The organism is Pseudomonas entomophila (genome assembly GCF_013523125.1).
GTDB lineage: Bacteria > Pseudomonadota > Gammaproteobacteria > Pseudomonadales > Pseudomonadaceae > Aquipseudomonas > Aquipseudomonas entomophila_B.
Genome location: NZ_JAAMQJ010000017.1, coordinates 69,523 through 94,031, shown reverse-complemented (window position 1 = coordinate 94,031; position 24,509 = coordinate 69,523). Strand labels below are relative to the sequence as shown.

19 protein-coding genes are annotated in these 24,509 nt (G+C 64.6%); 8 read left to right on the top strand and 11 right to left on the bottom strand.

Features of this window, described 5'->3' with window-relative positions; all coding sequences use genetic code 11:
• Window positions 1-345: 345 nt before the first annotated feature.
• The 3 genes from G7007_RS11325 to G7007_RS11315 form a co-directional block, all read right to left on the bottom strand.
• Window positions 346-834: a TIGR00645 family protein gene (locus G7007_RS11325; RefSeq protein WP_144939451.1), complete on the bottom strand. Its 489-nt coding sequence runs from the start codon at window positions 832-834 to the stop codon at window positions 346-348.
• Between the two features lie 100 nt (window positions 835-934).
• Window positions 935-1,273 (bottom strand): PA4575 family protein, encoded by a 339-nt coding sequence (locus tag G7007_RS11320; protein WP_181101797.1) that lies wholly within the window; start codon window positions 1,271-1,273, stop codon window positions 935-937.
• Window positions 1,274-1,435: 162 nt separating this feature from the next.
• Window positions 1,436-3,874: a Lon protease family protein gene (locus G7007_RS11315; RefSeq protein ID WP_181101789.1), complete on the bottom strand. Its 2,439-nt coding sequence runs from the start codon at window positions 3,872-3,874 to the stop codon at window positions 1,436-1,438.
• A 252-nt stretch (window positions 3,875-4,126) separates the two neighbouring features.
• Here G7007_RS11315 and G7007_RS11310 point away from each other — a divergent pair, with 252 nt between their 5' ends.
• The 3 genes from G7007_RS11310 (at window position 4,127) to G7007_RS11300 (ending at window position 7,124) form a co-directional block, all read left to right on the top strand.
• The gene (locus G7007_RS11310; RefSeq protein ID WP_060392543.1) at window positions 4,127-4,615 is read left to right on the top strand and encodes a DUF3015 domain-containing protein; all 489 of its coding nucleotides are present in this window, start codon (window positions 4,127-4,129) and stop codon (window positions 4,613-4,615) included.
• Window positions 4,616-4,690: 75 nt separating this feature from the next.
• Window positions 4,691-6,544 carry an Lnb N-terminal periplasmic domain-containing protein gene (locus G7007_RS11305; protein WP_181101787.1) on the top strand — a complete coding sequence of 618 codons (1,854 nt, stop codon included), beginning with the start codon at window positions 4,691-4,693 and terminating at the stop codon, window positions 6,542-6,544.
• A gap of 91 nt (window positions 6,545-6,635) precedes the next feature.
• The gene (locus G7007_RS11300; protein WP_181101785.1) at window positions 6,636-7,124 is read left to right on the top strand and encodes a GreA/GreB family elongation factor; all 489 of its coding nucleotides are present in this window, start codon (window positions 6,636-6,638) and stop codon (window positions 7,122-7,124) included.
• A gap of 201 nt (window positions 7,125-7,325) precedes the next feature.
• On the opposite strand, the gene gdhA is transcribed toward G7007_RS11300, so the two are convergent.
• The 3 genes from gdhA to G7007_RS11285 form a co-directional block, all read right to left on the bottom strand.
• Window positions 7,326-8,666, bottom strand: coding sequence for an NADP-specific glutamate dehydrogenase (gdhA, locus tag G7007_RS11295; protein WP_181101782.1), 1,341 nt, complete (start codon window positions 8,664-8,666; stop codon window positions 7,326-7,328).
• A gap of 218 nt (window positions 8,667-8,884) precedes the next feature.
• The gene (gene ettA, locus G7007_RS11290; protein WP_181101780.1) at window positions 8,885-10,552 is read right to left on the bottom strand and encodes an energy-dependent translational throttle protein EttA; all 1,668 of its coding nucleotides are present in this window, start codon (window positions 10,550-10,552) and stop codon (window positions 8,885-8,887) included.
• Window positions 10,553-10,708: 156 nt separating this feature from the next.
• Window positions 10,709-11,128, bottom strand: a complete 420-nt coding sequence (locus G7007_RS11285; RefSeq protein WP_181101795.1) for a hypothetical protein — start codon at window positions 11,126-11,128, stop codon at window positions 10,709-10,711.
• 300 nt (window positions 11,129-11,428) lie between these two features.
• Between G7007_RS11285 and G7007_RS11280 the strand changes: the two genes are divergently transcribed.
• The 3 genes from G7007_RS11280 to G7007_RS11270 all read left to right on the top strand — a co-directional run bounded on the left by G7007_RS11280 (window position 11,429) and on the right by G7007_RS11270 (window position 17,590).
• Window positions 11,429-15,262: a sensor domain-containing protein gene (locus G7007_RS11280; protein WP_181101778.1), complete on the top strand. Its 3,834-nt coding sequence runs from the start codon at window positions 11,429-11,431 to the stop codon at window positions 15,260-15,262.
• Between the two features lie 287 nt (window positions 15,263-15,549).
• Window positions 15,550-16,803, top strand: a complete 1,254-nt coding sequence (glyA, locus tag G7007_RS11275) for a serine hydroxymethyltransferase (RefSeq protein ID WP_181101776.1) — start codon at window positions 15,550-15,552, stop codon at window positions 16,801-16,803.
• 229 nt (window positions 16,804-17,032) lie between these two features.
• Window positions 17,033-17,590 carry a hypothetical protein gene (locus G7007_RS11270; protein ID WP_181101774.1) on the top strand — a complete coding sequence of 186 codons (558 nt, stop codon included), beginning with the start codon at window positions 17,033-17,035 and terminating at the stop codon, window positions 17,588-17,590.
• Window positions 17,591-17,628: 38 nt separating this feature from the next.
• Here G7007_RS11270 and yjiA read toward each other — a convergent pair whose 3' ends face one another.
• The 3 genes from yjiA to G7007_RS11255 all read right to left on the bottom strand — a co-directional run bounded on the left by yjiA (window position 17,629) and on the right by G7007_RS11255 (window position 20,957).
• Window positions 17,629-18,606, bottom strand: a complete 978-nt coding sequence (gene yjiA / locus G7007_RS11265; protein WP_181101772.1) for a GTPase — start codon at window positions 18,604-18,606, stop codon at window positions 17,629-17,631.
• 65 nt (window positions 18,607-18,671) lie between these two features.
• A complete protein-coding gene (locus tag G7007_RS11260) occupies window positions 18,672-18,872 on the bottom strand; it encodes a YbdD/YjiX family protein (protein ID WP_060392535.1) in 201 nt (66 codons plus the stop codon).
• 18 nt (window positions 18,873-18,890) lie between these two features.
• Window positions 18,891-20,957 (bottom strand): carbon starvation CstA family protein, encoded by a 2,067-nt coding sequence (locus tag G7007_RS11255; RefSeq protein ID WP_181101770.1) that lies wholly within the window; start codon window positions 20,955-20,957, stop codon window positions 18,891-18,893.
• A gap of 163 nt (window positions 20,958-21,120) precedes the next feature.
• Here G7007_RS11255 and G7007_RS11250 point away from each other — a divergent pair, with 163 nt between their 5' ends.
• On the top strand, window positions 21,121-21,498 hold the full coding sequence (locus G7007_RS11250; protein ID WP_181101768.1) for a PilZ domain-containing protein: 378 nt from the start codon (window positions 21,121-21,123) through the stop codon (window positions 21,496-21,498).
• A 148-nt stretch (window positions 21,499-21,646) separates the two neighbouring features.
• On the opposite strand, the gene radA is transcribed toward G7007_RS11250, so the two are convergent.
• Window positions 21,647-23,017 carry a DNA repair protein RadA gene (radA, locus tag G7007_RS11245; RefSeq protein ID WP_181101766.1) on the bottom strand — a complete coding sequence of 457 codons (1,371 nt, stop codon included), beginning with the start codon at window positions 23,015-23,017 and terminating at the stop codon, window positions 21,647-21,649.
• 173 nt (window positions 23,018-23,190) lie between these two features.
• Between radA and mscL the strand changes: the two genes are divergently transcribed.
• A complete protein-coding gene (gene mscL, locus G7007_RS11240) occupies window positions 23,191-23,610 on the top strand; it encodes a large-conductance mechanosensitive channel protein MscL (RefSeq protein ID WP_181101763.1) in 420 nt (139 codons plus the stop codon).
• A 50-nt stretch (window positions 23,611-23,660) separates the two neighbouring features.
• On the opposite strand, the gene G7007_RS11235 is transcribed toward mscL, so the two are convergent.
• On the bottom strand, window positions 23,661-24,437 hold the full coding sequence (locus G7007_RS11235; protein ID WP_181101761.1) for a ferredoxin--NADP reductase: 777 nt from the start codon (window positions 24,435-24,437) through the stop codon (window positions 23,661-23,663).
• Between the last annotated feature and the right edge of the window lie 72 nt (window positions 24,438-24,509).

Here is a 24,509-nt window from a genome sequence, read left to right as displayed (position 1 = left end):
AGTCAAGGTGGAAGAATGGATGGCAGCTTTGCTCCCACTCGTGCTCGGGGCACCTCGGACAGACAGCTTGCCATCCATTCCTCTCACCTTTGATTCTAGCGATCCTCAAAGACACAAGCGGGCTTGCTCGCGATGCAGACGGCGCCTGACAAGGCCCTATCGCTGGCAAGCCAGCTCCCACCCAGATCTCTGCAACTTGTCGGTGTAGATATGGCTGCACAAACAGCGTGTGGGAGCGGGCTTGCCCGCGATGCAGGCGGCGCCTGTCAAGGCCCCATCACTGGCAAGCCAGCTCCCACCCAGGTTTCTGCAGCCTGCCGATGACCACGGTCATGCAGCGGTTTCTCAGTGCTTGGTCAGCTTGTCCAGATACCCCATCACGAACGCCGAGACCACGAACGTCATGTGGATGATCACGTACCACATCAGGTAATCGGTGGTGATGTTCTGGGCATCCATGAACACCCGCAGCAGGTGGATCGAGGAGATGGCCACGATCGAGGCCGCGACCTTCATCTTCAGCGAGGAGGAATCCATCTTGCCCAGCCAGTTGAGCTTTTCCTTGCTCTCGTCGATGTCCAGTTGCGAGACGAAATTCTCGTAACCGGAAATCATCACCATCACCAGCAGGCCACCGACCAGCGACATGTCGATCAGCGACAGGATCACCAGGATCAGGTCGGCCTCGCTCAGGGCGAAGACGTTGGGCAGGACGTGGATCACTTCCTGGAAGAACTTCAGCGCCAGGGCCAGCAGGCCCAGGGAAAGACCGAAATAGATCGGTGCAAGCAGCCAGCGCGAGGCATACATCGCGTTTTCGAGGATACGTTCCATTGCAGCGTCATACTCGTCGGAGGGCGAAAAACGAGCGCGAGTATAGCCACCCCATCCGCTTCAGAGAAAGCCTGCGCTGCTGTGCCGCAGCGGTCGGGGCTCATGCATCGGGATGAAACTGGCAGTCGCCCAGGTGACGACAGCGTTCGCCATTGGCGCGCCGCAGCTGGGCTTGCAGGTGCGTGCACCAGGTCTGCGGCCCTTCGGCGACCTCGTAGCCATGCACGATCAAGCTCTCGAGGATGGCCTCGAGCACCGACTCGGCCACCTGCGGTCCGTGGAACGGTCCTTGGGCCTTGATCGCCGAGGGTTGCTCGCCGGCCACGCCGGCGGCGAACAGCAGCGTCCACAGACCAGTACCACCCGCCAAGGGACGGATGCTGCATTCGATGCGGGTCACCAGGCCAAGGCACTGGCGGGTCAGGTTGAGGTTGCGCATGATCGCGTCTTCCTCCTTCAGGCCCCGTGTCCATGCCAAGGGGCAGGCGACCTCCTTCCTGAAGGTCGAGGACATCCTGCCCTGAGCATAGAAGACACGCGGCAACGTCGCGCGCCTGGCGCCAGACGGTCAGGCCGTCGGCGCCCTGGCGCGCCGTGCGGGTTACCGGGGCTGGGCCTGCGCCAGGGCTTCCTCGAGCCGCTCCTTCTCGGCTTCCTTGATGTCCTCCTCGCTGACCATCTCGGCGATGACGCGCAGGCGCTCGACCACGCGGGCGTTGATGCTGCCCTCGGGGAACTCGCCCTGTTCGTCCGGCGCACCGGCCGGCTCGCCCACCAGCAGGCTGAGGGCCTCGTCGGCCTGGCTGACCGCATAGACATGGAAACGCCCGGCTTCGACCGCCTGCAGTACCCGTTCGTCGAGCATCAGGGTAACGACGTTGGCGCGCGGGATGATGACCCCCTGCTCGCCGGTCAGCCCACGGGCCTCGCACAGGCGGAAGAAACCCTCGATCTTCTCGTTGACGCCGCCGACCGCCTGCACTTCGCCGAACTGGTTGATCGAACCGGTGATGGCGAAGCACTGTTTGAGCGGCGTCTTGGACAGGGCCGAGATCAGCGTGCAGACCTCGCCCAGCGAGGCGCTGTCGCCGTCCACATAGCCATAGGACTGCTCCAGCGCGATGCTCGCCGAGATCGCCAGCGGGAATTCCTGGGCATACCGGCTGCCCATGTAGCCGGTGAGGATCATCACGCCCTTGGAGTGGATCGGCTGCCCCAGGTTGACCTCGCGCTCGATGTCGACGATGCCGCTGCCGCCGGGATAGACGGTGGCCGAGATCCGCGCCGGGACACCGAAGGCCGAATCGCCGACCTCGAGCACAGTCAGGCCGTTGCACTTGCCGATGGCCGCGCCATCGGTGTCGATCAGGATGATGCCGGCGAGCATGTCGTCGAGAATGCGTGCCGACACCCGCCCCGTGCGCGTGGCCTTGGCTCGCAAGGCGCGGTCGATGTGCCCGGCGTCGGTGGTGGCGTCGTTGGCCAGTTGGCGAATGAAGTCCGCTTCGCTGACCAGCTGGAACAGGTCGCCGATCCGGGCCGACAGGCGTTTCTGGTTCTCCGCCAGGCGCGCGCTGTAGGTGGCCAGGCGCGCGACCGCATCGGCGGTCAAGGGCGCCATGCCTTCCTCGTTGGTGCGGGTGCGCAGCAGCTGGGCGAACTGCTCGAGGTTCTCGTCGAGCATCGGCATGTCTTCGTCGAAGTCGACCAGCACCCGGAACATCTCCTGGAAGTCCGGATCGTGGTCCTGCAACGCGTAGTAGAGCTGCCGCGAGCCGATGACCACCACCTTGACGTTCAGCGGGATCACCTGTGGCGCCAGCGTCACCGTGGCGACCCGGCCCAGCTCGCCCAGAGGCGACTCCATCTTCAGCTTGCGCGACTGCAAGGCGCGCTTGAGCGCATCCCAGACGAAAGGCTCGCCGAGCATCTTCTCGGCCTCCAGCACCAGGAAGCCGCCGTTGGCGCGGTGCAGGGCGCCGGGGCGCAGCTGCCGGTAGGAGGTCGACAGCGCGCCCTGGTCGGTGCTGTATTCGATGCGCCCGAACAGGTTGTCGTAGGTCGGGTGGGGCTCGAACACCACCGGTGCGCCGCCCTTGGCCGGGTGACCGACCACCAGGCTCGGGGCGTACTGCTCTTCGAGCAGCTTGCGCGCCTCGGCGTCGGTCTTGCTGTCGTCGACCAGTTGCTCGACCACGGTGCGCAGCAGGTTCAGTTGCATGGCCTGCAGGTAGGCGCACACGGCGGCGTTTTCCGCGTACGCCTCGGACAGCGGCGCCAGCAGCGGCTGCAGGGCCAGGGTGATGGTTTCCTCGTTGAGCGCGCGCAGCTGGTTGTTCGACTCGCGCTTCCACTGCGGCAGGCTGGCCAGCTCTTCGTTCAGGCGCTCTTCGAGGGCCGCGATGTCCTGGTGGAACTGCTCGCGCACCGCCTCGGGCAACTGGGCGAACTCGGCTTCGTCCAGCGCCTTGCCCTCGCTCATCGGGGTGAAGGCGACATTGCTGGCGTCGCGGTACAGGGCCACGTCCTTTTCCAGCGAGGCACGCTCGATGATGTCCAGGGCACGGTCGTAGCGCTGGTTGAAGGCGCGGTCGATGGCGCCCTTCTTCTGCTGGTACGACGGGTGCTCGAAGACGGCCGGGAAGGTGGCCACCAGGTTGCCGATCAGTGCGTTGATGTCGGCGATGAACGCATGGGCGCTGCCAGCTGGCAATTCCAGTGCACGGGGCTCGCGCAGGTCATCGAAATTATTGACGTAGACGCGGTCGGCCGGCGTCTGCTGGCGCTTGCCTTCGGCGTTCAGGTAGCGTTTGACGAAGGAGAAACGACCGGTTCCCGGCTCGCCCATCACATAGACGTTGTAACCCGGGCGTGGCATGGCCACGCCGAACTGCAAGGCTTCGACCGCACGTTCCTGGCCCAGCACACCCCGAAACGGCTCCAGGTCGTCGGTACTCGAAAAGGCAAACTGGTCGGCGGAAAAGCGCCGGGTCAGGGCATGGGGTTCAAGACGCAGACTCGCAGCGACGGAATCGGGCATTGGACTTCCTTGGTTCTCGGGCAGATGACGGCATTCTGGCGCCGCATGCGCGCGCCTTGCAAGGTGGCGAGGCGCTTTATGTCACTCACGCAAAACGGGCGCATTCAAGGAAATTTTCACATCCCGGTACGCAACCTTTGGAACATGCCTAAACTCCAACTTGCGCGGGAAGGCGAATCGCTTGCCCCACCCGGCAACCGATGTTGTCGGGACCATGACCTTTGGCAGGTTTACTGATAAGAGAACAAAGCTATGAAACGGATTCTTCTGGGTACGCTGTTCACCGTCGTTTCGATCAACGCCATGGCCGAAGCGCCAGGCGGCCCGAACTGCGGTTGGGGCAACATGTTGTTCGAAGGCCAGCGTGGCACCCCTGCCCACTTCCTGGCTTCCACCACCAACGGTACCTCGGGCAACGCCACCTTCGGCATGACCTCCGGCACCAACGGCTGCTCGACCAATTCCGCGCTGACCTACGGCGGCAAGTCCTGGCTGGCCATGAATGGCATGATGAACGAACTGTCCGAAGACATGGCCCAGGGCCAGGGCGAAGCCCTGACCACCTACGCCGTGGTGATGGGCGTGGCCCCTCAGGATCGCGAGCGTTTCGCGGCCGTGACCCACGACCACTTCCAGCAGATCTTCAGCAGCGCCGATGCGACCGCTGAAACCGTGCACACCAACACCCTGGCTGTCCTGAAGAACGACCCGCAACTGGCCAAGTACGCGACCGAGGCCTGAGTCCTGCCCGAACCGCCCTGCACGACAGGGCGGGTTCGTGCATTCTATCGGCACTTTCCTGACTAGTTGCCCGACATGCTCAAACGCCTTTGCCTGCTGGCGCTCAGCGTCAGCCCCTCGCTGCATGCCGCACCTTCCTTCGACCACGCTCGCCTGCAACAGCTCGCCGCCCTGCCCTACTGGATTGCCCTGGGGCATTACGAGAACGGCACGCTCGGCGGTTGGCGCAGTTATGTCGATGACCCCAAGTTCTTCCTGGCCGAGGATGGCGCTCACCACCCTGAGCGCGAACTCGCGGCCACGGTTCAGGCCCTCTATGCCCCGGCGGACCTGGGCAACCGGCACGCCCAGTGCGTGTTTCCGGCGCGCACCCGCTGGCTGCGCGAGCAGCTCGACCTGCGCGACCTGCCGCAGCCGGTGTGCAGCGACTACCGCACCTGGTACGACGATGTCGCCCCGCACAGCGCTGCGCTGATCTTCCCGGCCGCCTACCTGAACAGCCCGTCATCAATGTTCGGTCACACGCTGCTGCGCATCGACCAGGCCGACACCCATAGCAACAAGACCTCGCTGCTCAGCTACGCCATCAACTTCGGTGCCTACATCGAAGGCAACGACAACAGCATCCTGTACGCCTGGAAAGGCCTGGCCGGCGGTTACCCAGGGCTGTTCGCCCTGATGCCCTACCAGGCCAAGCTGTCCGAATACCGCAGCCTGGAAAACCGTGACCTGTGGGAGTACCAGCTGAACCTGACGCCCGAAGAGACCGGGCGCATGGTCGAGCACGTCTGGGAGCTGCGGCAGGTGCAGTTCGACTATTTCTTCTTCGACGAGAACTGCTCCTACCGGCTGCTGGAGCTGCTGCAGGTGGCACGTCCCACACTGGACCTGACCTCGCAGTTCCCGCTGACCGCCATCCCGACCGACACCGTCAAGGCAGTGAAGCAGGCCGGGCTGGTGGCCGACACCCGCTACCGACCTTCCCGCGAGCGCGAGCTGCTGGCACGCGCCGAGCCCCTGGATGCCGACGAAACTCAACAGGTGTTGGCCCTTAGCGCCGACACGCAGCACTTGCAGGCGCCTGCCTTCACGGCTCTGCCCCGGGAGCGCCAGGCATTGATCCAGGATGCGGCCTATCGTCTGGAGCGTTACCGCGCCAATGGCCAGGCGCGCGACCCGGCCCAGGCAGCGCGCAGTTTCGAGCTGCTGCGGGCGATCAACCGCAATCCGCCACCGCTTCTGCAGATCGAGAAACCCGGCTTGCCGGAAGAAGGCCATCAGTCGCGCACCTGGCAGCTGGGCGCCGGTTCCCATGGCGACCGTGCCTACGCCGAATATGGCCTGCGCATGGCCTACCATGACCTCAACGACAATGCTTATGGCTTCCCGCTGGGTGCGCAGATCGAGATCCTGCAGCTCAAGGTGCGTCAGTACGAAGGCAACGAATGGCAGGTGCAGCGGCTGGACCTGGCCACGATCCGTTCGTTGACGCCGCGCAACGACCTGCTGAAACCGTGGTCCTGGCAAGTGGCCGGCGGGCTGGAGCGGGTGCCGGGCAAGCACGACGACGAGGTGCTGGTCAGCCACGTCAATGGCGGCGCCGGGGGTACCTGGCAGCTGGGCGAGGATGTCCTGGGCTTTGCCCTGGGCACGGTGCGCCTCGAGCACCACAACGACTTCGCCGAATTCGTCTCGCCTGCCACCGGCTTCAACGGGGGGGTGCTGTGGCGCAACGGTCTGGGCAACCTGAGCCTGGAAGCCAAAGGTGACTTCTTCACCAATGGCGAGGTACGCCGTAGCCTGAGCCTCAACCAGCAGTGGGAAATCTCCCGCAACCTGGGCCTGCGCCTGAGCGCCAAGCGCGAGTTCAGTCATCTGGCGTCGGCGCAGAACGAAGTGATGCTGGAAATGAAGTGGTATCACTACTGAAGCACACTGCCGCGCCGCAGTGTCCAACGAACGAAGCGCATCGCCCACGTCAGGGGATGCGCCACGTCGTTCGAAGGATCAGGAGATCACCATGAGTCGCGCATTCGTCAACGAAGACCAGGCGGCCGCCCAGGCCAACCCGCCCGTGGAGCGACGCATCAGCGATCAACCCAACCACGTGACCGCCAGCGGGTACGTCCAGTTGCAGCAACGCGTGGCCGAGCTGTCAGCGCAGCGTAGCGAACTGCTGGCGCAAGGGGAGGCGGTGGACAAGCAGCGAGTGGCCGACATCGAGCGCGACCTGCGCTATTTCACGGCGCGCCTGCAGAGTGCTCAGGTCGCCCCTGCGCCGACACCGGGCGGCAAGGTGCAGATCGGCAACCGGGTGCGTTTTGTCGATGAAGACGACGTCGAGCATAGCGTGCAGCTGGTGGGCGAGGATGAAGCCGATGCCGCACAGGGGCGAGTGAACTGGGGGGCGCCGCTGGGAAGCGCGCTGCTGGGCGCGGCCGAGGGGGATGAAGTGATATGGCGCAGGCCGGCGGGTGACCAGACGATCGAGATCGTCGCCATTGAGTAGAAGGCAAGTCTTGCAAAGCGAGTAGCCGAGGCGTCGGCGTCCTGGGTTCAGGCGAGATCGGCGTCGGCTTCATCGCGGGCAAGCCCCCACAGGTTGCGGCTCCACGTCTCTGACGATTCTAGGATGTCCTCTCTGTGAGCGGGCTTGCCCGCGATGGGGCCGCGGGGCGGCCCCTGGGTCTTGCATGCATCGTTTATGGAGTCAGACCACACCCTGCGCCAGCATGGCATCGGCCACCTTGACGAACCCGGCGATGTTGGCGCCCTTGACGTAGTTCACGCGGCCATCGGCCTCTTCCCCATGGTGCACGCATGCATGGTGGATCGACTGCATGATGCCGTGCAGCTTGCTGTCCACCTCGCCGGCGGTCCACAGCAGGCGCATGGCATTCTGCGACATCTCCAGGCCCGAGACGGCCACGCCGCCCGCATTCGACGCCTTGCCCGGCGCGAACAGGATGCCGGCGTCGATGAACAGGTCCACGGCCTCGAGGGTCGTCGGCATGTTCGCGCCTTCGGCGACGCACAGGCAGCCATTGGCAAGCAAGGTACGGGCGGCCTGGGCATCGAGCTCATTCTGCGTGGCGCATGGCAAGGCGATGGTGCACGGCAGCGACCACGGCGTCTGCCCTTGGCGGAACTCCAGGCCAAGCTCCGCGGCCAGGGCACTCAGGCGTCCGCGCTCGACGTTCTTCAACGTCATCACCGCCTCCCATTGCGCCTCGGTCAGGCCCGACTCGCAGTACAGCGTGCCTTCGGAATCGGACAGCGAGATCACCTTGCCGCCCAGGTCCATGACCTTGCGCGCGGCGTACTGGGCCACGTTGCCGGAACCGGAAATGGCCACGCGCTGGCCCTCGACGCTCAGGTGCTGGCGCTTGAGCATCTCTTCGGCGAAGTACACGCAACCATAGCCCGTGGCTTCCGGGCGGATCAGGCTGCCGCCGTAGCTCATGCCCTTGCCTGTCAGCACCGAGGTGAACTGGTTGGCCAGACGCTTGTACTGTCCGAACAAGAAGCCGATCTCCCGCGCGCCAACGCCGATGTCCCCGGCCGGAACATCCAGGTCCGCGCCGATGTGGCGGTACAGCTCGCTCATGAACGCCTGGCAGAAGCGCATGACTTCGCCATCGCTCTTGCCCTTGGGGTCGAAGTCCGAGCCGCCCTTGCCACCGCCCATCGGCAGCGAGGTCAGGGCATTCTTGAAGACCTGCTCGAACGCCAGGAACTTGAGCACGCTCAAGTCCACGGAGGGGTGGAAGCGCAAGCCGCCTTTGTAGGGGCCGATGGCGCTGTTCATCTGAATGCGGTAACCGCGGTTGACCTGGACCTTGCCCTGGTCGTCGACCCAGGACACGCGAAACAGCACGGCGCGCTCGGGCTCGACCATGCGCTCGACAATACCGGCGTTCAGGTAATGAGGGTTGGCTTCGAGAAAGGGCCAGAGGGTGCGTAGCACCTCTTCGACCGCCTGGTGAAATTCGGGTTGGGCAGGGTCGCGCTGCTTGAGGCGGGCCAGGAAATCGTCGACAGATTCAGTCATGGAGGGGTCTCACCACGTCGGGATTGTAGTTGTTGGTTTCCTCGACTGTAGCAAGAACGTTTCGCCCTGCAACAGGGCATCATGTCGTTTTTATGAAATTTTCTGGTGCATTTATATAACTGTATGCCAGAAAAGGCGCCAAACGTGCGGTGTCAGGTCGCCTTTAGGCACAAAAATGGGGCCATCTAGGCCCCATTCCCGTGCATGCGAAACCGGCTTTACTGGGCCAGCTTCTTGTGACGCACGCGATGCGGTTGCGCCGCGGCATCACCCAGACGCTTCTTGCGATCGGCTTCGTACTCGGTGTAGTTACCCTCGAAGAACACCACGTTGGAATCGTCTTCGTAGGCCAGGATGTGAGTGGCCACACGGTCGAGGAACCAACGGTCGTGGGAAATCACGATGGCCGCGCCCGGGAAGTCCAGCAGAGCCTCTTCCAGCGAGCGCAGGGTCTCGACGTCGAGGTCGTTGGACGGTTCGTCGAGCAGCAGGACGTTGCCGCCCTCCTTCAGGGTCAGCGCCAGGTGCAGGCGGCCACGCTCACCGCCAGAGAGGTCCTTGACGAACTTCTGCTGGTCGCCGCCCTTGAAGTTGAAGCGGCCGACGTAGGTACGCGACGGGATCTCGTAGCTGCCGATGCGGATCTGGTCCGAGCCATCGGAGATCTGCTGGAACACGGTCTTGCTGCCGTCCAGGTCCTCACGGCTCTGGTCGACGCAGGCCAGTTGCACGGTCTCACCGATCTCGATGCTGCCGGAGTCGGGTTGCTCCTTGCCCATCAGCATGCGGAACAGGGTGGATTTACCCGCGCCGTTGCCGCCGATGACGCCGACGATGGCCCCCTTGGGCATGGCGAAGGACAGGTTCTCGATCAGCACGCGATCGCCGTAGCCCTTGCTGACGTTCTTGAACTCGATGACTTTGTCGCCCAGGCGCGGACCGGCCGGGATGTAGATCTCGTTGGTTTCGCTGCGCTTCTGGAATTCCTGCGACTGCATTTCCTCGAAGCGGGCCAGACGCGCCTTGGACTTGGACTGACGGGCCTTGGCGCCTTTGCGCACCCATTCCAGCTCTTCCTTCATGGCCTTCTCGTGGGCGCTCTGCTGCTTGGACTCCTGCGCCAGACGATCGGACTTGGCTTCCAGCCAGCCCGAGTAGTTGCCTTCGTACGGGATGCCGGCGCCGCGGTCCAGTTCGAGGATCCAGCCGGCAACGTTGTCGAGGAAGTAACGGTCGTGGGTGATGGCCACCACGGTACCGGGGAAGTCGTGCAGGAAGCGTTCGAGCCAGGCGACCGAGTCGGCGTCCAGGTGGTTGGTCGGCTCGTCGAGCAGCAGCATGTCGGGTGCCGACAGCAGCAGGCGGCACAGGGCTACACGGCGCTTCTCGCCACCGGACAGGTGTTCGATCCTGGCCTCCCAGGCCGGCAGGCGCAGCGCGTCGGCGGCCACTTCGAGCTGACGCTCGAGGTTGTGGCCATCGGCAGCCTGCAGGATCGATTCGAGCTTGGCCTGTTCGGCGGCCAGCTTGTCGAAGTCGGCGTCCGGCTCGGCGTACGCGGCATAGACCTCGTCCAGGCGCGCCTGGGCGTCCTTGATCACGCTGACGGCCTCCTCGACCACCTCGCGCACGGTCTTGCTCGGGTCCAGCTGGGGCTCCTGGGGCAGGTAGCCGACGTTCAGCTCGGGCATCGGACGGGCTTCGCCGTCGAACTCTTTATCGACGCCGGCCATGATGCGCAGCAGCGTGGATTTACCCGCGCCGTTCAGGCCCAGGACGCCGATCTTGGCGCCCGGAAAGAACGACAGGGAGATGTTTTTCAGGATTTCCCGCTTCGGCGGCACGACCTTGCTCAGCCGATGCATGGTGTAGACGTATTGAGCCAAAACCAAGCCCTCTCTCAGATGGGTGAAGACATCGACGACGATCCCGGCCTGGTGACAGGCCAGTGGGAAAGGTCGTGTACGAAATATCGATGGACAAAGGCGACCATTCTACGCCAAGACGCGCTGTTGCACAGGTGGGCGCGCCGGGCGTGCTGGTCAGACCTGACGCTGACCCGCCTTGCCGCGTGGCAGGCGGCAGCGGTCGCGCTGGGCCGCCAGTTTCTGTGCCCAGGCGGCCTTCACGCTGAGGCCGGCGGCCGACGTCGAGCGTGCCGCGTCGACTGCGGGCGCCTGGACAACGGGGTGGGACTTGGCGGCGATCGACGTGGTGCGGCTCGACACGGCTGCGGGTCGTGCGACGGTCGGTGCAGCCGAGGGCGTTTCACGGCCCACGGACTTGCGCAGGTCGGCCAGCGAAGGCGACTTGCGCACGCTGGCGCTGTCGGCGGCCGGGCGCGCCAGGCTGCGCTGGCACGACTTGCAGGAAACCGACGTCGCGTCGGCCGTGCCGAGCAAGGTCGCGCTGCTGCGACCGCAGGCGGCGTCGAGGCCATTGAGAGAGTAATGAGTCACCAAACCGTGCATCTCCAAGCATTCATGAACAAAGCAGGTGAAGCGGCGACGTCAGAGACCGGAGCGATGCCCATGGCCCTCCAGGCGGGCCGCAGCACCGAAAGCGCGCGCATTTTCGCACAGGTCGCGCCTCATTCCGAAACCCGTACCCGACGAATGCCATGGGTTGACACAGGCCAACCACTGGCACTTTGCCACAATTGCGCGCATGCTAGCGCCCCGACCGGGCCGGCAGTCGCCTGTCCGCGACACCCGCCCTGCCCGATCTTTCCCTGCCCCGCTTGCCAATCGCAGGATCGACGCGTGACCAACCTCAATCAACCGCTTCCTCCGCGATCCACCTCCCCGGTGGCCGTCGTGCCACTGCGTGGCTCGCTGAAAAGTGCCCTGGCCGCGGTGGTGGTGCTGATGCTGCTGGGGCTGCTGCTGTGGCAACTGTTCAATCAGTTCCAGCAGACCCAACGGACACTGCGCGACCAGGTCGTGGCCGAGACTTCGGCGCTGGCCGACCACGTGAGCCTGAAGCTGGCGCTCAAGGCCCAGCAGGCGATCAACCTGATCCAGCCTTACAGCCAGGCGCCCACGCCCTCGACCCTGCCCGCGTTGTTGAGTGGGCTGCAGGCGCGCCTGCCGCTGCTGCGGCACATGGCCTGGCTGGACAGCAACGGACGCGTCCAGGTCGACAGCCTGGGCTTGAGCGATGACCCTGCGCAAATACGCGAATACGTTTCGCTGATCCAGGGGCGACAGTACGTCTATGGCAACGCCAGGGACAATGGCCTGATCTACCTGTTGTTGCGCCAGCCAACCGACCGGGGCCATGGCTACTGGCTGTTGCAGTTCGACAAGACCTACTACCAGGCACTGACCCAGCCCCTGGACAACCCAGGCCAGCCCGCCTGGCTGCTCGAGAACAGCCGCACCGGCCAGGTGTTGGACGCCCACCGGGCCGGGACGGAACAGGGCGAACCGTTGCAGAGCGTGATGCTGGCCTTCATCGACAACAGCGCCTGGCAGCTGCGTGGCCTGTACGATATGGCAGCCGTCCGCCAGCAGCTGTTGCCGGCCCTGATCGGCAAGTGCCTGCTGGTGCTGTGCTGCGCCCTTCTGCCGATGCTGGCGCTGATCAAGATGCGCCGCCGTCAGCGGGCGTTACACGAGGATCGACGCCGTTACCAGGCGATCTTCGAAGGTACCGGGGTCGCGCTGTGCGTGCTCGATCTGTCCAGCCTGCCCAGCCTGCTCGAACGTCACCACGTGCGTAACCCGCAGGCCCTCAAGCAGAGCCTGGCGCTGGACCCTGAGCTGCGCCAGGCCTTGCTGCGCGGGCTGAAGATCACTGAGATCAATGAGGTGGCACGCCAACTGCTCGGCGTCGGCAGCCCCGAAGGGGCCTGGAAGCACCTGACCGATGGCAGCGGCGAAGGCCGCGACAGCGTCGGTGCGCAATTGCTCGAGGCGCTGCTCGACCAGCGCGCCCAGCTGGAGCTCGAAGTGCGTCTGGCGACACCGCGCGACGGCGACCTGCACCTGTGGCTCACGGCCCGCCTGCCACAAGCCCGTGGCGACTACGCGGCGGTCATTCTCAGCATCAACGACATCACCAGCCGCAAGCAGGTGGAACTGTCCCTGCTCGAGCGCGAAAGCTTCTGGTCCAACGTGGTGCGCACGGTGCCGGACCAGCTGTACGTTCAGGACGTGCACAGCCAGGCCATGATCTTCAGCAACCGGCACCTGGGACACACATTGGGTTACGACCGCGCCGAGCTGACACAGATGGGCGATCGTTTCTGGGAACTGTTGCTGCACCCGGACGATGCCGCCGATTTCAGGCTGCTGCGCCAGCGTCAACACGACAGTGGTCACGACGAAGCGCTGCACTGTCAGTTGCGCTTTCGTCACCGGGACGGCAAATGGCGCTGCTACGACATTCGCGAACACGTGCTCACCCGTGATGGCGCTGGCCTGGCCACGCGCATCATCGGCGTGGGCAAAGATGTCACGGTGCAATTGGAGGCCAGCGAATCCCTGCGCCACAGCGAGCGTCGCTACCGGATGCTCGCCGAAAGCATCAGCGACGTGATCTTTTCCACCGACCGGGCCCTGCAGCTCAACTATGTCAGCCCGTCGGCCAATACGGTGCTGGGGTACTCGCCCGACTGGATCTTCGAACATGGCTGGCAGTCGACCATCGCCAACCCCGCCCAACTGAGCGGGATCTTCAGCTTCATGGGCCAGGTGCAGGCCGCGCTGGACGATCCCGAGCAACTGAGCCAGTTGCGTTCGCAACTGCCGACGCCGCTGTACCTGTTCGACTGCCTGCGCGCCGACGGTCGCAAGATTCCGATCGAGCTGCGCCTGGTGCTGGTCTGGGACGACCAGGAACGCTTCGAGGGCATTCTCGGCGTCGGTCGCGACATCAGCCAGCAGCGCCGTGCCGAAAAAGACCTGCGCATGGCTGCCACGGTCTTCGAGCACTCGACCTCGGCGATCCTGATCACCGACCCGGCCGGCTACATCGTCCAGGCCAACGAGGCGTTCAGCCGGGTCAGCGGCTACACGGTCGAGGACGTGCTGGACCAGCGTCCGAGCATGCTGACCGTGGACGAGCAACAGCAGGCCCACCTCGGGTATGTGGTCAAGCAGTTGCACCAGCGCGGCAGCTGGGAAGGCGAGGTATGGCTCAAGCGCCGCAATGGCGAGCACTACCCGGCCTGGGTCGGCATCACGGCCGTGCTCGACGACGAGGGCGACCTGGCCAGCTACGTGTGCTTCTTCACCGACATCAGCGAGCGCAAGGCCAGCGAGCAGCGCATCCATCGCCTGGCCTACTACGATGCCCTGACCCACCTGCCCAATCGCACCCTGTTCCAGGACCGCCTGTACACCGCCCTGCAACAGGCCGAACGGCACAAGTCGTGGGTGGTGTTGATGTTCCTCGACCTGGACCGCTTCAAGCCGATCAATGACTCGCTCGGCCATGCTGCCGGCGATCGCATGCTCAAGGACATGGCCGAGCGCCTGCTGGGCTGCGTGGACGACGACGATACCGTGGCGCGGATGGGAGGCGACGAGTTCACCCTGCTGCTGCAACCGCGGGCCACGCGACAGATGGCCCTGACCCGTGCGATTCACGTGGCCGAGCATATCCTGGGCAGCCTGGTGCGGCCGTTCGTGCTGGAAAACCGCGAGTTCTTCGTCACCGCCAGCATCGGGATCGCCCTCAGCCCGCAGGACGGCAGCGAGCTGAGCCAGCTGATGAAGAACGCCGACACTGCCATGTACCACGCCAAGGAGCGCGGCAAGAACAACTTCCAGTTCTACCAGGCCGACATGAACGCCAGCGCGCTCGAGCGGCTCGAGCTGGAGAGCGACCTGCGCCATGCGCTGGAGCAGGACGAATTCGTGCTGTTCTACCAGCCGCAGTTCAGCGGCGACGGCAAGCGCCTGACCGGGGCCGAGGCGTTGCTGCGCTGGCGTCACCCTCGGCGCGGGCTGGTGCCGCCAGGCGAGTTCATCCCGGTCATCGAGGAACTGGGGCTGGTGGTGGACGTCGGCGATTGGGTGCTGCGCGAAGCGACCCGCCAGCTCAAGGCCTGGCGCCAGGCCAACGTACGCGTGCCGAAGGTGTCGGTGAACATTTCCGCGCGGCAGTTCTCCGACGGCCAGCTGGGTACGCGGATCGCCCACATCCTCGAAGAAACCGGTGTGCCGCCTGCTTGCCTGGAACTGGAGTTGACCGAGAGCATCCTGATGCGCGAGGTCAACGAAGCCATGCTGATCCTCGACAGCCTCAAGCAGCTCGGGCTGAGCATCGCGGTGGACGACTTCGGCACGGGTTATTCCTCGCTCAACTACCTCAAGCAGTTCCCGATCGACGTGCTGAAGATCGACCGCACCTTCGTCGATGGCCTGCCCGAAGGCGAGCAGGACGCTCAGATCGCCCGCGCCATCATCGCCATGGCCCACAGCCTGAACCTGGCGGTGATCGCCGAGGGTGTGGAGACCCACGAGCAGCTCGAATTCCTGCGTGAACACGACTGCGACGAAGTGCAGGGTTACCTGTTCGGCCGGCCGATGCCGGCGGCGCAGTTCGAGTCGCAGTTCAGCAACGAGACGTTGTTCATGTTGGGTTAGGCGGAGCGGCAAGCGGCAAGCGGCAAGCGGCAAGCGGCAAGCGGCAAGCGGCAAGCGGCAAGTGTGCGGGGCGTTGAGACTTGCACAAGGGGGCACGTCGGGTTTGGCGGGTTTTGTGGTCCGGCGAGGGCCACGAACGGCTTAGGGCCGCGCCCGCTTGCCGCTTGCCGCTTGCCGCTGCTGCCTCCCCCTGCCGCTCACCCGGAACATGAATCCCATTCATATGCCACCCGGGAAGCAATGGGGTAGAATGCCCGCCCACTCCAGCCCGATCCTTGAGGACCGCCATGTTCAGCCGTGATTTGACCATTGCCAAGTACGACGCCGAGCTCTTCGAAGCCATGCAGCAAGAAGCTCTGCGCCAGGAAGAGCACATCGAGCTGATCGCTTCGGAAAACTACACCAGCCCGGCTGTCATGGAAGCGCAGGGTTCGGTCCTGACCAACAAGTACGCCGAAGGCTATCCAGGCAAGCGCTACTACGGTGGTTGCGAGTACGTCGACGTGGTCGAGCAACTGGCCATCGACCGCGCCAAGGAACTGTTCGGCGCCGATTACGCCAACGTCCAGCCCCATGCCGGTTCCCAGGCCAACGCCGCGGTCTACCTGGCCCTGCTGTCGGCAGGCGACACCATCCTGGGCATGAGCCTGGCTCACGGCGGTCACCTCACCCACGGCGCCAGCGTCAGTTCCTCGGGCAAGCTGTACAACGCCGTCCAGTACGGCATCGACGGCAATGGCCTGATCGACTACGACGAAGTCGAGCGCCTGGCCGACGAGCACAAGCCGAAGATGATCGTGGCCGGCTTCTCCGCCTACTCCCAGGTGCTGGACTTCGCCCGTTTCCGCGCCATTGCCGACAAGGTCGGTGCCTACCTGTTCGTCGACATGGCCCACGTTGCGGGCCTGGTCGCTGCCGGCGTCTACCCCAACCCGGTCCCGTTCGCCGACGTGGTCACCACCACGACCCACAAGACCCTGCGCGGTCCACGTGGTGGCCTGATCCTGGCCCGTGCCAATGCCGACATCGAGAAGAAGCTGAACTCCGCCGTCTTCCCGGGCGCCCAGGGCGGCCCGCTGGAGCACGTCATCGCGGCCAAGGCGATCTGCTTCAAGGAAGCCCTGCAGCCTGAGTTCAAGGCGTACCAGCAGCAGGTGGTGAAGAATGCCCAGGCCATGGCCGAAGTGTTCATCGAGCGTGGTTTCGACGTCGTCTCCGGCGGCACCCAGAACCACCTGTTCCTGCTGTCGCTGATCAAGCAGGACATTTCGGGCAAGGACGCCGATGCGGCCCTGGGCAAGGCGTTCATCACCGTGAACAAGAACTCGGTGCCGAACGACCCACGCTCGCCGTTCGTCACCTCCGGTCTGCGTTTCGGCACCCCAGCCGTCACCACCCGTGGTTTCAAGGAAACCGAGTGCCGTGAACTGGCCGGCTGGATCTGCGACATCCTGGCCGACCTGAACAACGAAGCGGTCATCGACGGCGTGCGCGAGAAGGTCAAGGCGATCTGCAAGCGACTGCCGGTGTACGGCCAGTAATCAGGACCGCGTAGTCTCTCGAGGCGCCTGAGCTTCGCCAAGCCCCAAGGTCGCAATGGCCTTGGGGTTTTTCATGCGCGCTCGATCCGTGCGACTGGCCACGCTGCCTGCTCGCGTACGCCGTGAGGCCTGTCACCGGAAAGCTGTCCGCCTTCCTTCTCTTCTGCCCCGTAGCGCAGCCTGCAGTCGCGCACCTTTGCGCGCCTTGCCGACTACAGGAGCAACGACCATGTCCACTCACCGCCAACACTCGTTCATTGGCACCTTGAGCTACCTGAGGTACCCCGTACACACACTCGACACCTTGTTGGGCGAGCCGGCCTGGGTCGACTGGTTCGGTGGCGCCGGCATCCTGCCCCAACTGGCCAGTACCGTTCGCAACGACTCGCACCTTTTGAGTTGTCAGCCAGGCAAGACCGATACGCCCATCCTGCTGTACTTCCGACACACGCCGTCGGGCTACAGCCTGTACGTCCGCGAGCCTGGCAACCACTTCGGCAAACGGGTATGCCTGTTCGGCGATTACCTCGGCCTGGGCACGGCCGCTACCCAACCGCCCTGCCTGTTGACGCTCGAGAGCGACACGGGCGCCCCCTTTGGTCTGGCCGACCTCTCAACTGACCGGCACGTGATCCGCCTGGCCCTGGATGGCCAATACGTGGCTCCAGTTACACGTCGCGGCGCACCCCATCTGTACCTGTCCTTCAAGAAGGAGACGACGTGTTGCTGGATGCTGAAGATCCTGGAGCGCAACGTGCCCTGGCTGAGCACGCCTGACGAGCGTTGACAGGGGCGGAACGCAGCCTGCGGCCACGTCACGATACCTCAGGTCTCGCTCAATGCCGTGAACCCTGCCTGGATCTGCGCCTCAGGCAGGTCATCGCCGATGAACACCATCACACTCTCACGGGGCTGGCCAGCCGGCCATTCCGTGTCCCAGTCGAAGCCATACAGCTTCAGCACCCCCTGGAACACCAACCGCCGCTCATCGCCCGCGATGTTCAGGACGCCCTTGTAGCGCAGCAGCTGCTTGCCATGGTTTTCCAGCAATTGGTTCATGAAGCCGCTGAGCCGATCGATGTCCAGCGCGGCTTCGGTGCGCAGCACCAAGGTCGAGATACGGTCCGGGGTCGTCGGCCTGAGCAACGGACGCAGCACGGGCTTGACGCTGCCCCCCACGTCCGTGTTGAGGTTGAAGCCGCGTACATCGAGCAATTCGGCCAGGTCGATGCGCCCCTGTTCGACCACGCGGATCGGCGCCCGGCCATTGATGCGGCCAAGTCGCTCGCGCAGTGCTTCCACCGCCTCGGGCGTGGCCAGGTCGGTCTTGCTCAGCAGCAGGCGATCGGCGAAACCGACCTGTGCCTGGGCGATGGTCTGGGCCAGGTGCGTGTCGGCGTGCACCGCGTCCACCAGCGTGATGATGCCATCGAGCAGGTAGCGCTCGCGCAGGTCCTCGTCGATGAAGAACGTCTGTGCCACCGGCGCGGGGTCGGCCAGGCCGGTGCATTCGATGACCAGGCGGTCGAAGACGATTTCGCCCGCATCCAGACGCTCGAGCAGCAGGTACAGCGCGCGCGTCAGGTCACCATGGATGCTGCAGCAGACGCAGCCGTTGGCCAGGGTCATGACCTGCACGGGTTCGTCGCCGAGCAGTTGGCTGTCGATGCCCGCGTCGCTGAATTCGTTCTCGATGACCGCCAGCTTCAGGCCGTGCTCGGCCCTGAGCATGTGCTTGAGCAAGGTGGTCTTGCCGGCGCCGAGAAAGCCGGTCAGCACGGTGACAGGGATAGGGTGTGCCATGGACAGTGCGACTCCTGAAATGAAACGCGCCACGACGAAGCGTGGCGCGGGGTGTGACGATGGACTCAGCAGCAGCGGGTCGAGCCGTTGCCGCCGCCGTAACGGGCTTCCTGGCGTTCGCGGAAGAACACCTCGTAGCTCATCACCGGCTTGTCCGGGTGCTTGGTCTGCATGTGCTCGACGTAGGTGTCGTAATCGGGCATGCCGACCATCAGGCGGGCTGCCTGCCCCAGGTACTTACCCAGTCGACCAAGATCGTTGAACATCAGTAACCACCTCTGGCGTTAGGCATCAGGCAGGGCCTGGAACGGGGTTTCCTTGTCGCTGCGCTCCTTGCGGCCCAGGGCGGCGTAGCCGACCTTGAGGGCGAAGAACAGGATACTGAAGACCACGACCAGGAACAGCACGGTCAGACCGGCGTTGGTGTAGGCGTTGAAGATCACGTGCTGCATCTGGCCGATGTCCTTGGCCGGGGCCAGGACCTGACCGGCTTCCAGGGCGACGCTGTACTTGTTGGCCAACGCCAGGAAGCCCACGGCCGGGTTCGGGTCGAATAGCTTGATCAAGCCGGCGGTGGTGGTGCAGATCAGCAGCCAGACGGCAGGCAGCAAGGTCACCCAGACGTAGCGCTGGCGCTTCATCTTGATCAGCACGACCGTGCCGAGCATCAGGGCGATCCCGGCGAGCATCTGGTTGGAGATGCCGAACAGCGGCCACAAGGTGTTGATGCCGCCCAGCGGATCGATCACGCCCTGGTACAGCAGATACCCCCACAGCGCCACGCAGCCGGCGGTGGCGATCAGGTTCGCCGGCCACGAATCGGTGCGCTTGAGCGCAGGCACGAAGCTGCCCAGCAGGTCCTGCAGCATGAAGCGACCGGCCCGGGTACCGGCATCGACCGCGGTGAGGATGAACAGCGCCTCGAAGAGGATCGCGAAGTGGTACCAGAATGCCATGGTGTTCTCGCCAGGCAGGACCTGGTGCAGGATCTGCGCGATCCCCACGGCCAGGGTCGGCGCGCCGCCCGCACGGGCCAGCACGGTGTGCTCGCCGATGTCGCGGGCCGTGGCTTCCAGCTGCTCAGGCGTGATCAGGAAACCCCAGCTGCTGACCGTCTGCGCCACCGACACGACGTCGGCCCCCACCACGGCGGCCGGGCTGTTCATGGCAAAGTACACGCCCGGTTCGATGACCGAGGCGGCGACCATCGCCATGATGGCCACGAACGATTCCATCAGCATGCCGCCGTAACCGATGTAGCGGGCGTTGGTCTCGTTGTCCAGCAGCTTGGGCGTGGTGCCCGAGGAGATCAGCGCATGGAAGCCGGAGACCGCGCCACAGGCGATGGTGATGAACAGGAACGGGAACAGCGTGCCTTTCCACACGGGACCGGTGCCGTCGGTGAACTGGGTCAGGGCCGGCATCTTCAGCTCCGGCGCGAGGATCAGGATGCCGATGGCCAGGGCCACGATGGTGCCGATCTTGAGGAAGGTCGACAGGTAGTCACGTGGGGCCAGCACCAGCCAGACCGGCAGCACCGCGGCGACGAAGCCATAGCCGACCAGCATCCAGGTGATCTGCACGCCGGTGAAGGTGAAGGCAGGCCCCCAGGTCGGATCGGCGGCGACGACGCCGCCCAGCCAGATCGACAGCAGCAGCAGGACCACGCCGATCAGTGAGATCTCACCGATCCGGCCGGGCCGGATGTAACGCATGTAGATGCCCATGAACATGGCGATCGGGATGGTCGCCATCACCGTGAACATGCCCCAGGGGCTTTCCGCCAGTGCCTTGACCACGATCAGCGCCAGCACCGCCAGGATGATGATCATGATCAGGAAGCAGCCGAACAGCGCGATGGTGCCCGGAATACGGCCCATCTCCTCGCGCACCATGTCGCCCAGCGAGCGGCCGTTGCGGCGGGTGGACATGAACAGCACCATGAAGTCCTGGACCGCACCGGCCAGGACCACGCCGGCGATCAGCCACAAGGTGCCCGGCAGGTAGCCCATCTGCGCGGCCAGGACCGGGCCGACCAAGGGCCCTGCGCCGGCGATGGCGGCGAAGTGGTGGCCGAACAGGATGTGCTTGTTGGTCGGCACGTAGTCCAAACCGTCGTTGTTGAGCACCGCCGGGGTCGCGCGACGGGGGTCGAGCTGCATGACCTTGGTGGCGATGAACAGGCTGTAGTAACGGTAGGCGACCAGGTAGATGGCCACTGCCGCGACGACGATCCACAAGGCATTGATCGCTTCGCCACGGCGCAGGGCGACCACGCCCAGCGCACCGGCCCCGAGGACCGCCAGCAGTAGCCATGGCAGATGGCGTAGCAGGCTATTATTGTTGTTCATGGTGTACTTCCACTGATGGATTGGAAAAGACCGCCCAGCGAGTCTAGGGCGAGACTTGGCGCATTGCCACACCTGCTTTGGTCAAAGCCGTGCGCCGCTCTATCGAGCGCCCCCGAGGCCGATCCGTTCATTCCCGCAGGAAACCCCTTGGAGGGTCCGCCCCATGTCATCCCACGACGAACGCCGCCGCTTTCAACGCATCGCCTTCGATGCCACCACCCACCTGCGCCAGGATGACCGAACCTGGGACGTGCACCTGCTGGATCTGTCGCTCCATGGCCTGCTGGTCGAGCGTCCGGCGCAGTGGGACGCGGACACGACGCGCGCGCTCGAGGCGGTGATCGAACTCAGCGACAAGGCGCAGGTGGTGATGCAGGTCGAGCTACGCCACGAGGAATCGAATCATCTGGGGTTCGCCTGCCAGACCATTGATGTGGATTCCATGACGCACCTGCACCGCCTGGTGGAGCTGAACCTGGCGGATCGGGAGGAGATGATGCGGGAATGGCAGGCGTTGATCGAAGGGCATCGGGCGCTTTGAGCTACAAGCTACAAGCCGCAAGCTACAAGCTGATGTGCTGGGCTGAGGGGCAGCGAAACGGGCGACGCACCAGGCGCTGAACCAGAAGCGCTGCCGGTCGCCTTGCTTGTAGCTTGTAGCTTGCGACTTATGGCTTGCGGCTTGCAGCTCACTCCTCGAACAACGCATCCAACGCCTGCTCCAGCCGCGTCACGGCAATCACCTGCAACCCGGCGGGCGATTCCTTCGGGGCATTGGCCTTGGGCACGATGGCGCGCTTGAAGCCGTGCTTGGCCGCTTCCTTGAGGCGCTCCTGGCCGCTGGGCACGGGCCGGACTTCGCCCGAGAGGCCGATCTCGCCGAACACCAGCAGGCCGTGGGCCAACGGCCGGTTACGCAGGCTGGACATCACCGCGGCGAGCAAGGCCAGGTCCGAGGCGGTCTCGAGCACCTTGACGCCGCCGACCACGTTGAGAAAGACGTCCTGGTCATGGGTCGGGATGCCGCCGTGGCGGTGCAACACCGCCAGCAACATGGCCAGGCGGTTCGGGTCCAGGCCCAGGGTCACCCGCCGGGGGTTGGCCAAGTGGCTGTCGTCCACCAGCGCCTGGACCTCGACCAGCATCGGCCGGGTGCCTTCCCAGGTCGCCATCACCACGCTGCCTGGTACTTCTTCCTGGGTGCGATTGAGGAAGATCGCCGAGGGGTTGGAGACTTCCTTGAGGCCGCGGTCGGTCATGCCGAACACGCCCAGTTCGTTGACCGCACCGAAACGGTTCTTCACCGCGCGCAGCAAACGCAAGCGCCCGTCGGACTCGCCTTCGAAGTACAACACCGTGTCGACCATGTGCTCGAGCACCCGCGGGCCGGCCAGCGAACCTTCCTTGGTGACATGACCGACCAGGAAGATCGCCGTACCGCTCTGCTTGGCATAGCGCACCAGCAAGGCGGTGCTTTCACGGACCTGGGCCACGCCGCCCGGTGCTGATTGCAGCTGCTCGGTGAAGATGGTCTGGATCGAGTCGATGACCATGACACGGGGTTTTTCCTGGCGAGCCGTGGCGATGATTGTCTCGATGCAGGTCTCGGTCATCACCTTGAGCTGATCCTGAGGCAGCCCCAGGCGCCGCGAGCGCATCGCCACCTGCTGCTGGGATTCTTCGCCGGTGACGTAGAGCGCGGGCATCTGCGTGGCGATGTTGCACAGGGTCTGCAACAGGATGGTCGACTTGCCGATGCCCGGATCACCGCCGATGAGCACCACCGAACCATCGACCAGGCCGCCGCCGAGCACACGGTCCAGCTCGGTGCTGCTGGTGGTGAAGCGCGGGATTTCTTCTACGCTGACTTCTGCGAGGGTCTTGATCTGGGCCTGCTGGCCAGTCCAGCCGGCACGCCCGCTGGGCGCCGCTGCCGCCCCGCTTTCGAGCATGGTTTCCACCAGGGTGTTCCAGGCCCCGCATTCGCCGCATTGGCCGGCCCACTTGGGAAAGGTCGCGCCGCATTCCGTGCAGCCATACAAACGCTTGGCTTTGGCCATGGTCGATCTCCCGGGAAAACCGTCATGATAACCGAGCCGATGTGCCGTGAATGCGCCAGAAGGCGACAAAACTATTCGGTCCGTGTGCAGTCATTAACTGCTCAGCGGCGCATGACACGTGTGCAGTCCGTCTGAACCGCCTTACCCTTTTCACTCGTCACAAGGAACACACCATGGGCATGCTCAAGGAATTCAAGGCCTTCGCGGTCAAAGGCAACGTCGTGGACATGGCCGTCGGTATCATCATCGGCGCGGCCTTCGGCAAGATCGTCTCCTCCTTCGTGGGTGACGTGATCATGCCACCGCTGGGCCTGCTGATCGGCGGGGTCGATTTCAGCGACCTGGCCATCACGCTCAAGGCCGCCCAGGGCGACGTGCCCGCGGTGGTACTGGCGTACGGCAAGTTCATCCAGACGGTGATCGACTTCATCATCATCGCCTTTGCCATCTTCATGGGCGTGAAGGCGATCAACCGCCTCAAGCGCGAAGAAGCCGTCGCCCCCAGTGCGCCGCCTGCCCCCACCCCGCAGGAAACGCTGCTCACGGAGATCCGTGACCTGCTCAAGGCGCAGAACCAGAATCGCCTGCCTTGATCTCCAGATGACACCTGGGATCTGGCCCGCCCATGCCGGCCGGGCCGACCTTACCAGTAGGTCTCGACCGCCACCTGACCGGGCCGACGGCTCAGCGCGAGCTGCAAGTCGCGCGCCTTGAGCACCTGGCGTGTGTCATCGATCATCTCAGGGTTGCCACAGAGCATGATCCGCGAGTGTTCCGGGCTCAGCGCCACGCCGGCCGCGGCCTCCAGCTCGCCTGTTTCGATCAGCGTGGTGATGCGTGCGCCCAGGGCGCCTGGGTAGGCTTCGCGGGTCACCACCGGAATGAACTGCAGTTTGCCCGCGTATTCGGCCAGGTAGTCGCGCTGTTCGAGTCCGTCGATGAGGTCGCGGTAGGCCAGTTCCTGCGCCTCGCGCACCGAATACACCAGCTTGATCGACTCGAACCGCTCCCAGGCGTCGAAGTCCTGCAGGATCGAGACGAACGGCGCAATGCCGGTCCCGGTGGCGAGCAGCCACAGGTCACGACCGCCGACGAAGCGATCCAGGGTGAGGTAGCCGAAGGCCTGGCGATCGACCAGGACCGTGTCGCCAACGCCCAGGCGGCTCAGCTCGCTGGTGAACTCGCCCCCTGGCACGACGATTGAAAAGAAGTCCAGAAATTCGTCATGGGGCGCCGAGACCATCGAGTAGGCACGCCAGACAATGCTGCCATCCGCCTTGGTCACCCCGAGCCGTGCGAACTGACCGGCGCGAAACCGGAAGCCAGGGTCACGCGTCATTCGCAGGCTGAAAAGACTGGGCGTCAACGTCTGCACGTCGAGCAGCGTCTGGCATGTGAACTTGTCGGCACTGGCGGTCATGAAGCTCTCCATCGGGTGGGGCAGGTAGTGTCGCGTAATCGGCACAGATTGAATACCGATGTATCGTATTCG

Bases quoted from the DNA above. Each gene is read 5' to 3' on its own strand.
- G7007_RS11325 (WP_144939451.1), bottom strand. From the start codon at position 834: ATGGAACGTATCCTCGAAAACGCGATGTATGCCTCGCGCTGGCTGCTT.
- G7007_RS11320 (WP_181101797.1), bottom strand. From the start codon at position 1,273: ATGCGCAACCTCAACCTGACCCGCCAGTGCCTTGGCCTGGTGACCCGC.
- G7007_RS11315 (WP_181101789.1), bottom strand. From the start codon at position 3,874: ATGCCCGATTCCGTCGCTGCGAGTCTGCGTCTTGAACCCCATGCCCTG.
- G7007_RS11310 (WP_060392543.1), top strand. From the start codon at position 4,127: ATGAAACGGATTCTTCTGGGTACGCTGTTCACCGTCGTTTCGATCAAC.
- G7007_RS11305 (WP_181101787.1), top strand. From the start codon at position 4,691: ATGCTCAAACGCCTTTGCCTGCTGGCGCTCAGCGTCAGCCCCTCGCTG.
- G7007_RS11300 (WP_181101785.1), top strand. From the start codon at position 6,636: ATGAGTCGCGCATTCGTCAACGAAGACCAGGCGGCCGCCCAGGCCAAC.
- gdhA (WP_181101782.1), bottom strand. From the start codon at position 8,666: ATGACTGAATCTGTCGACGATTTCCTGGCCCGCCTCAAGCAGCGCGAC.
- glyA (WP_181101776.1), top strand. From the start codon at position 15,550: ATGTTCAGCCGTGATTTGACCATTGCCAAGTACGACGCCGAGCTCTTC.
- G7007_RS11270 (WP_181101774.1), top strand. From the start codon at position 17,033: ATGTCCACTCACCGCCAACACTCGTTCATTGGCACCTTGAGCTACCTG.
- yjiA (WP_181101772.1), bottom strand. From the start codon at position 18,606: ATGGCACACCCTATCCCTGTCACCGTGCTGACCGGCTTTCTCGGCGCC.
- G7007_RS11260 (WP_060392535.1), bottom strand. From the start codon at position 18,872: ATGTTCAACGATCTTGGTCGACTGGGTAAGTACCTGGGGCAGGCAGCC.
- G7007_RS11255 (WP_181101770.1), bottom strand. From the start codon at position 20,957: ATGAACAACAATAATAGCCTGCTACGCCATCTGCCATGGCTACTGCTG.
- G7007_RS11250 (WP_181101768.1), top strand. From the start codon at position 21,121: ATGTCATCCCACGACGAACGCCGCCGCTTTCAACGCATCGCCTTCGAT.
- radA (WP_181101766.1), bottom strand. From the start codon at position 23,017: ATGGCCAAAGCCAAGCGTTTGTATGGCTGCACGGAATGCGGCGCGACC.
- mscL (WP_181101763.1), top strand. From the start codon at position 23,191: ATGGGCATGCTCAAGGAATTCAAGGCCTTCGCGGTCAAAGGCAACGTC.
- G7007_RS11235 (WP_181101761.1), bottom strand. From the start codon at position 24,437: ATGACCGCCAGTGCCGACAAGTTCACATGCCAGACGCTGCTCGACGTG.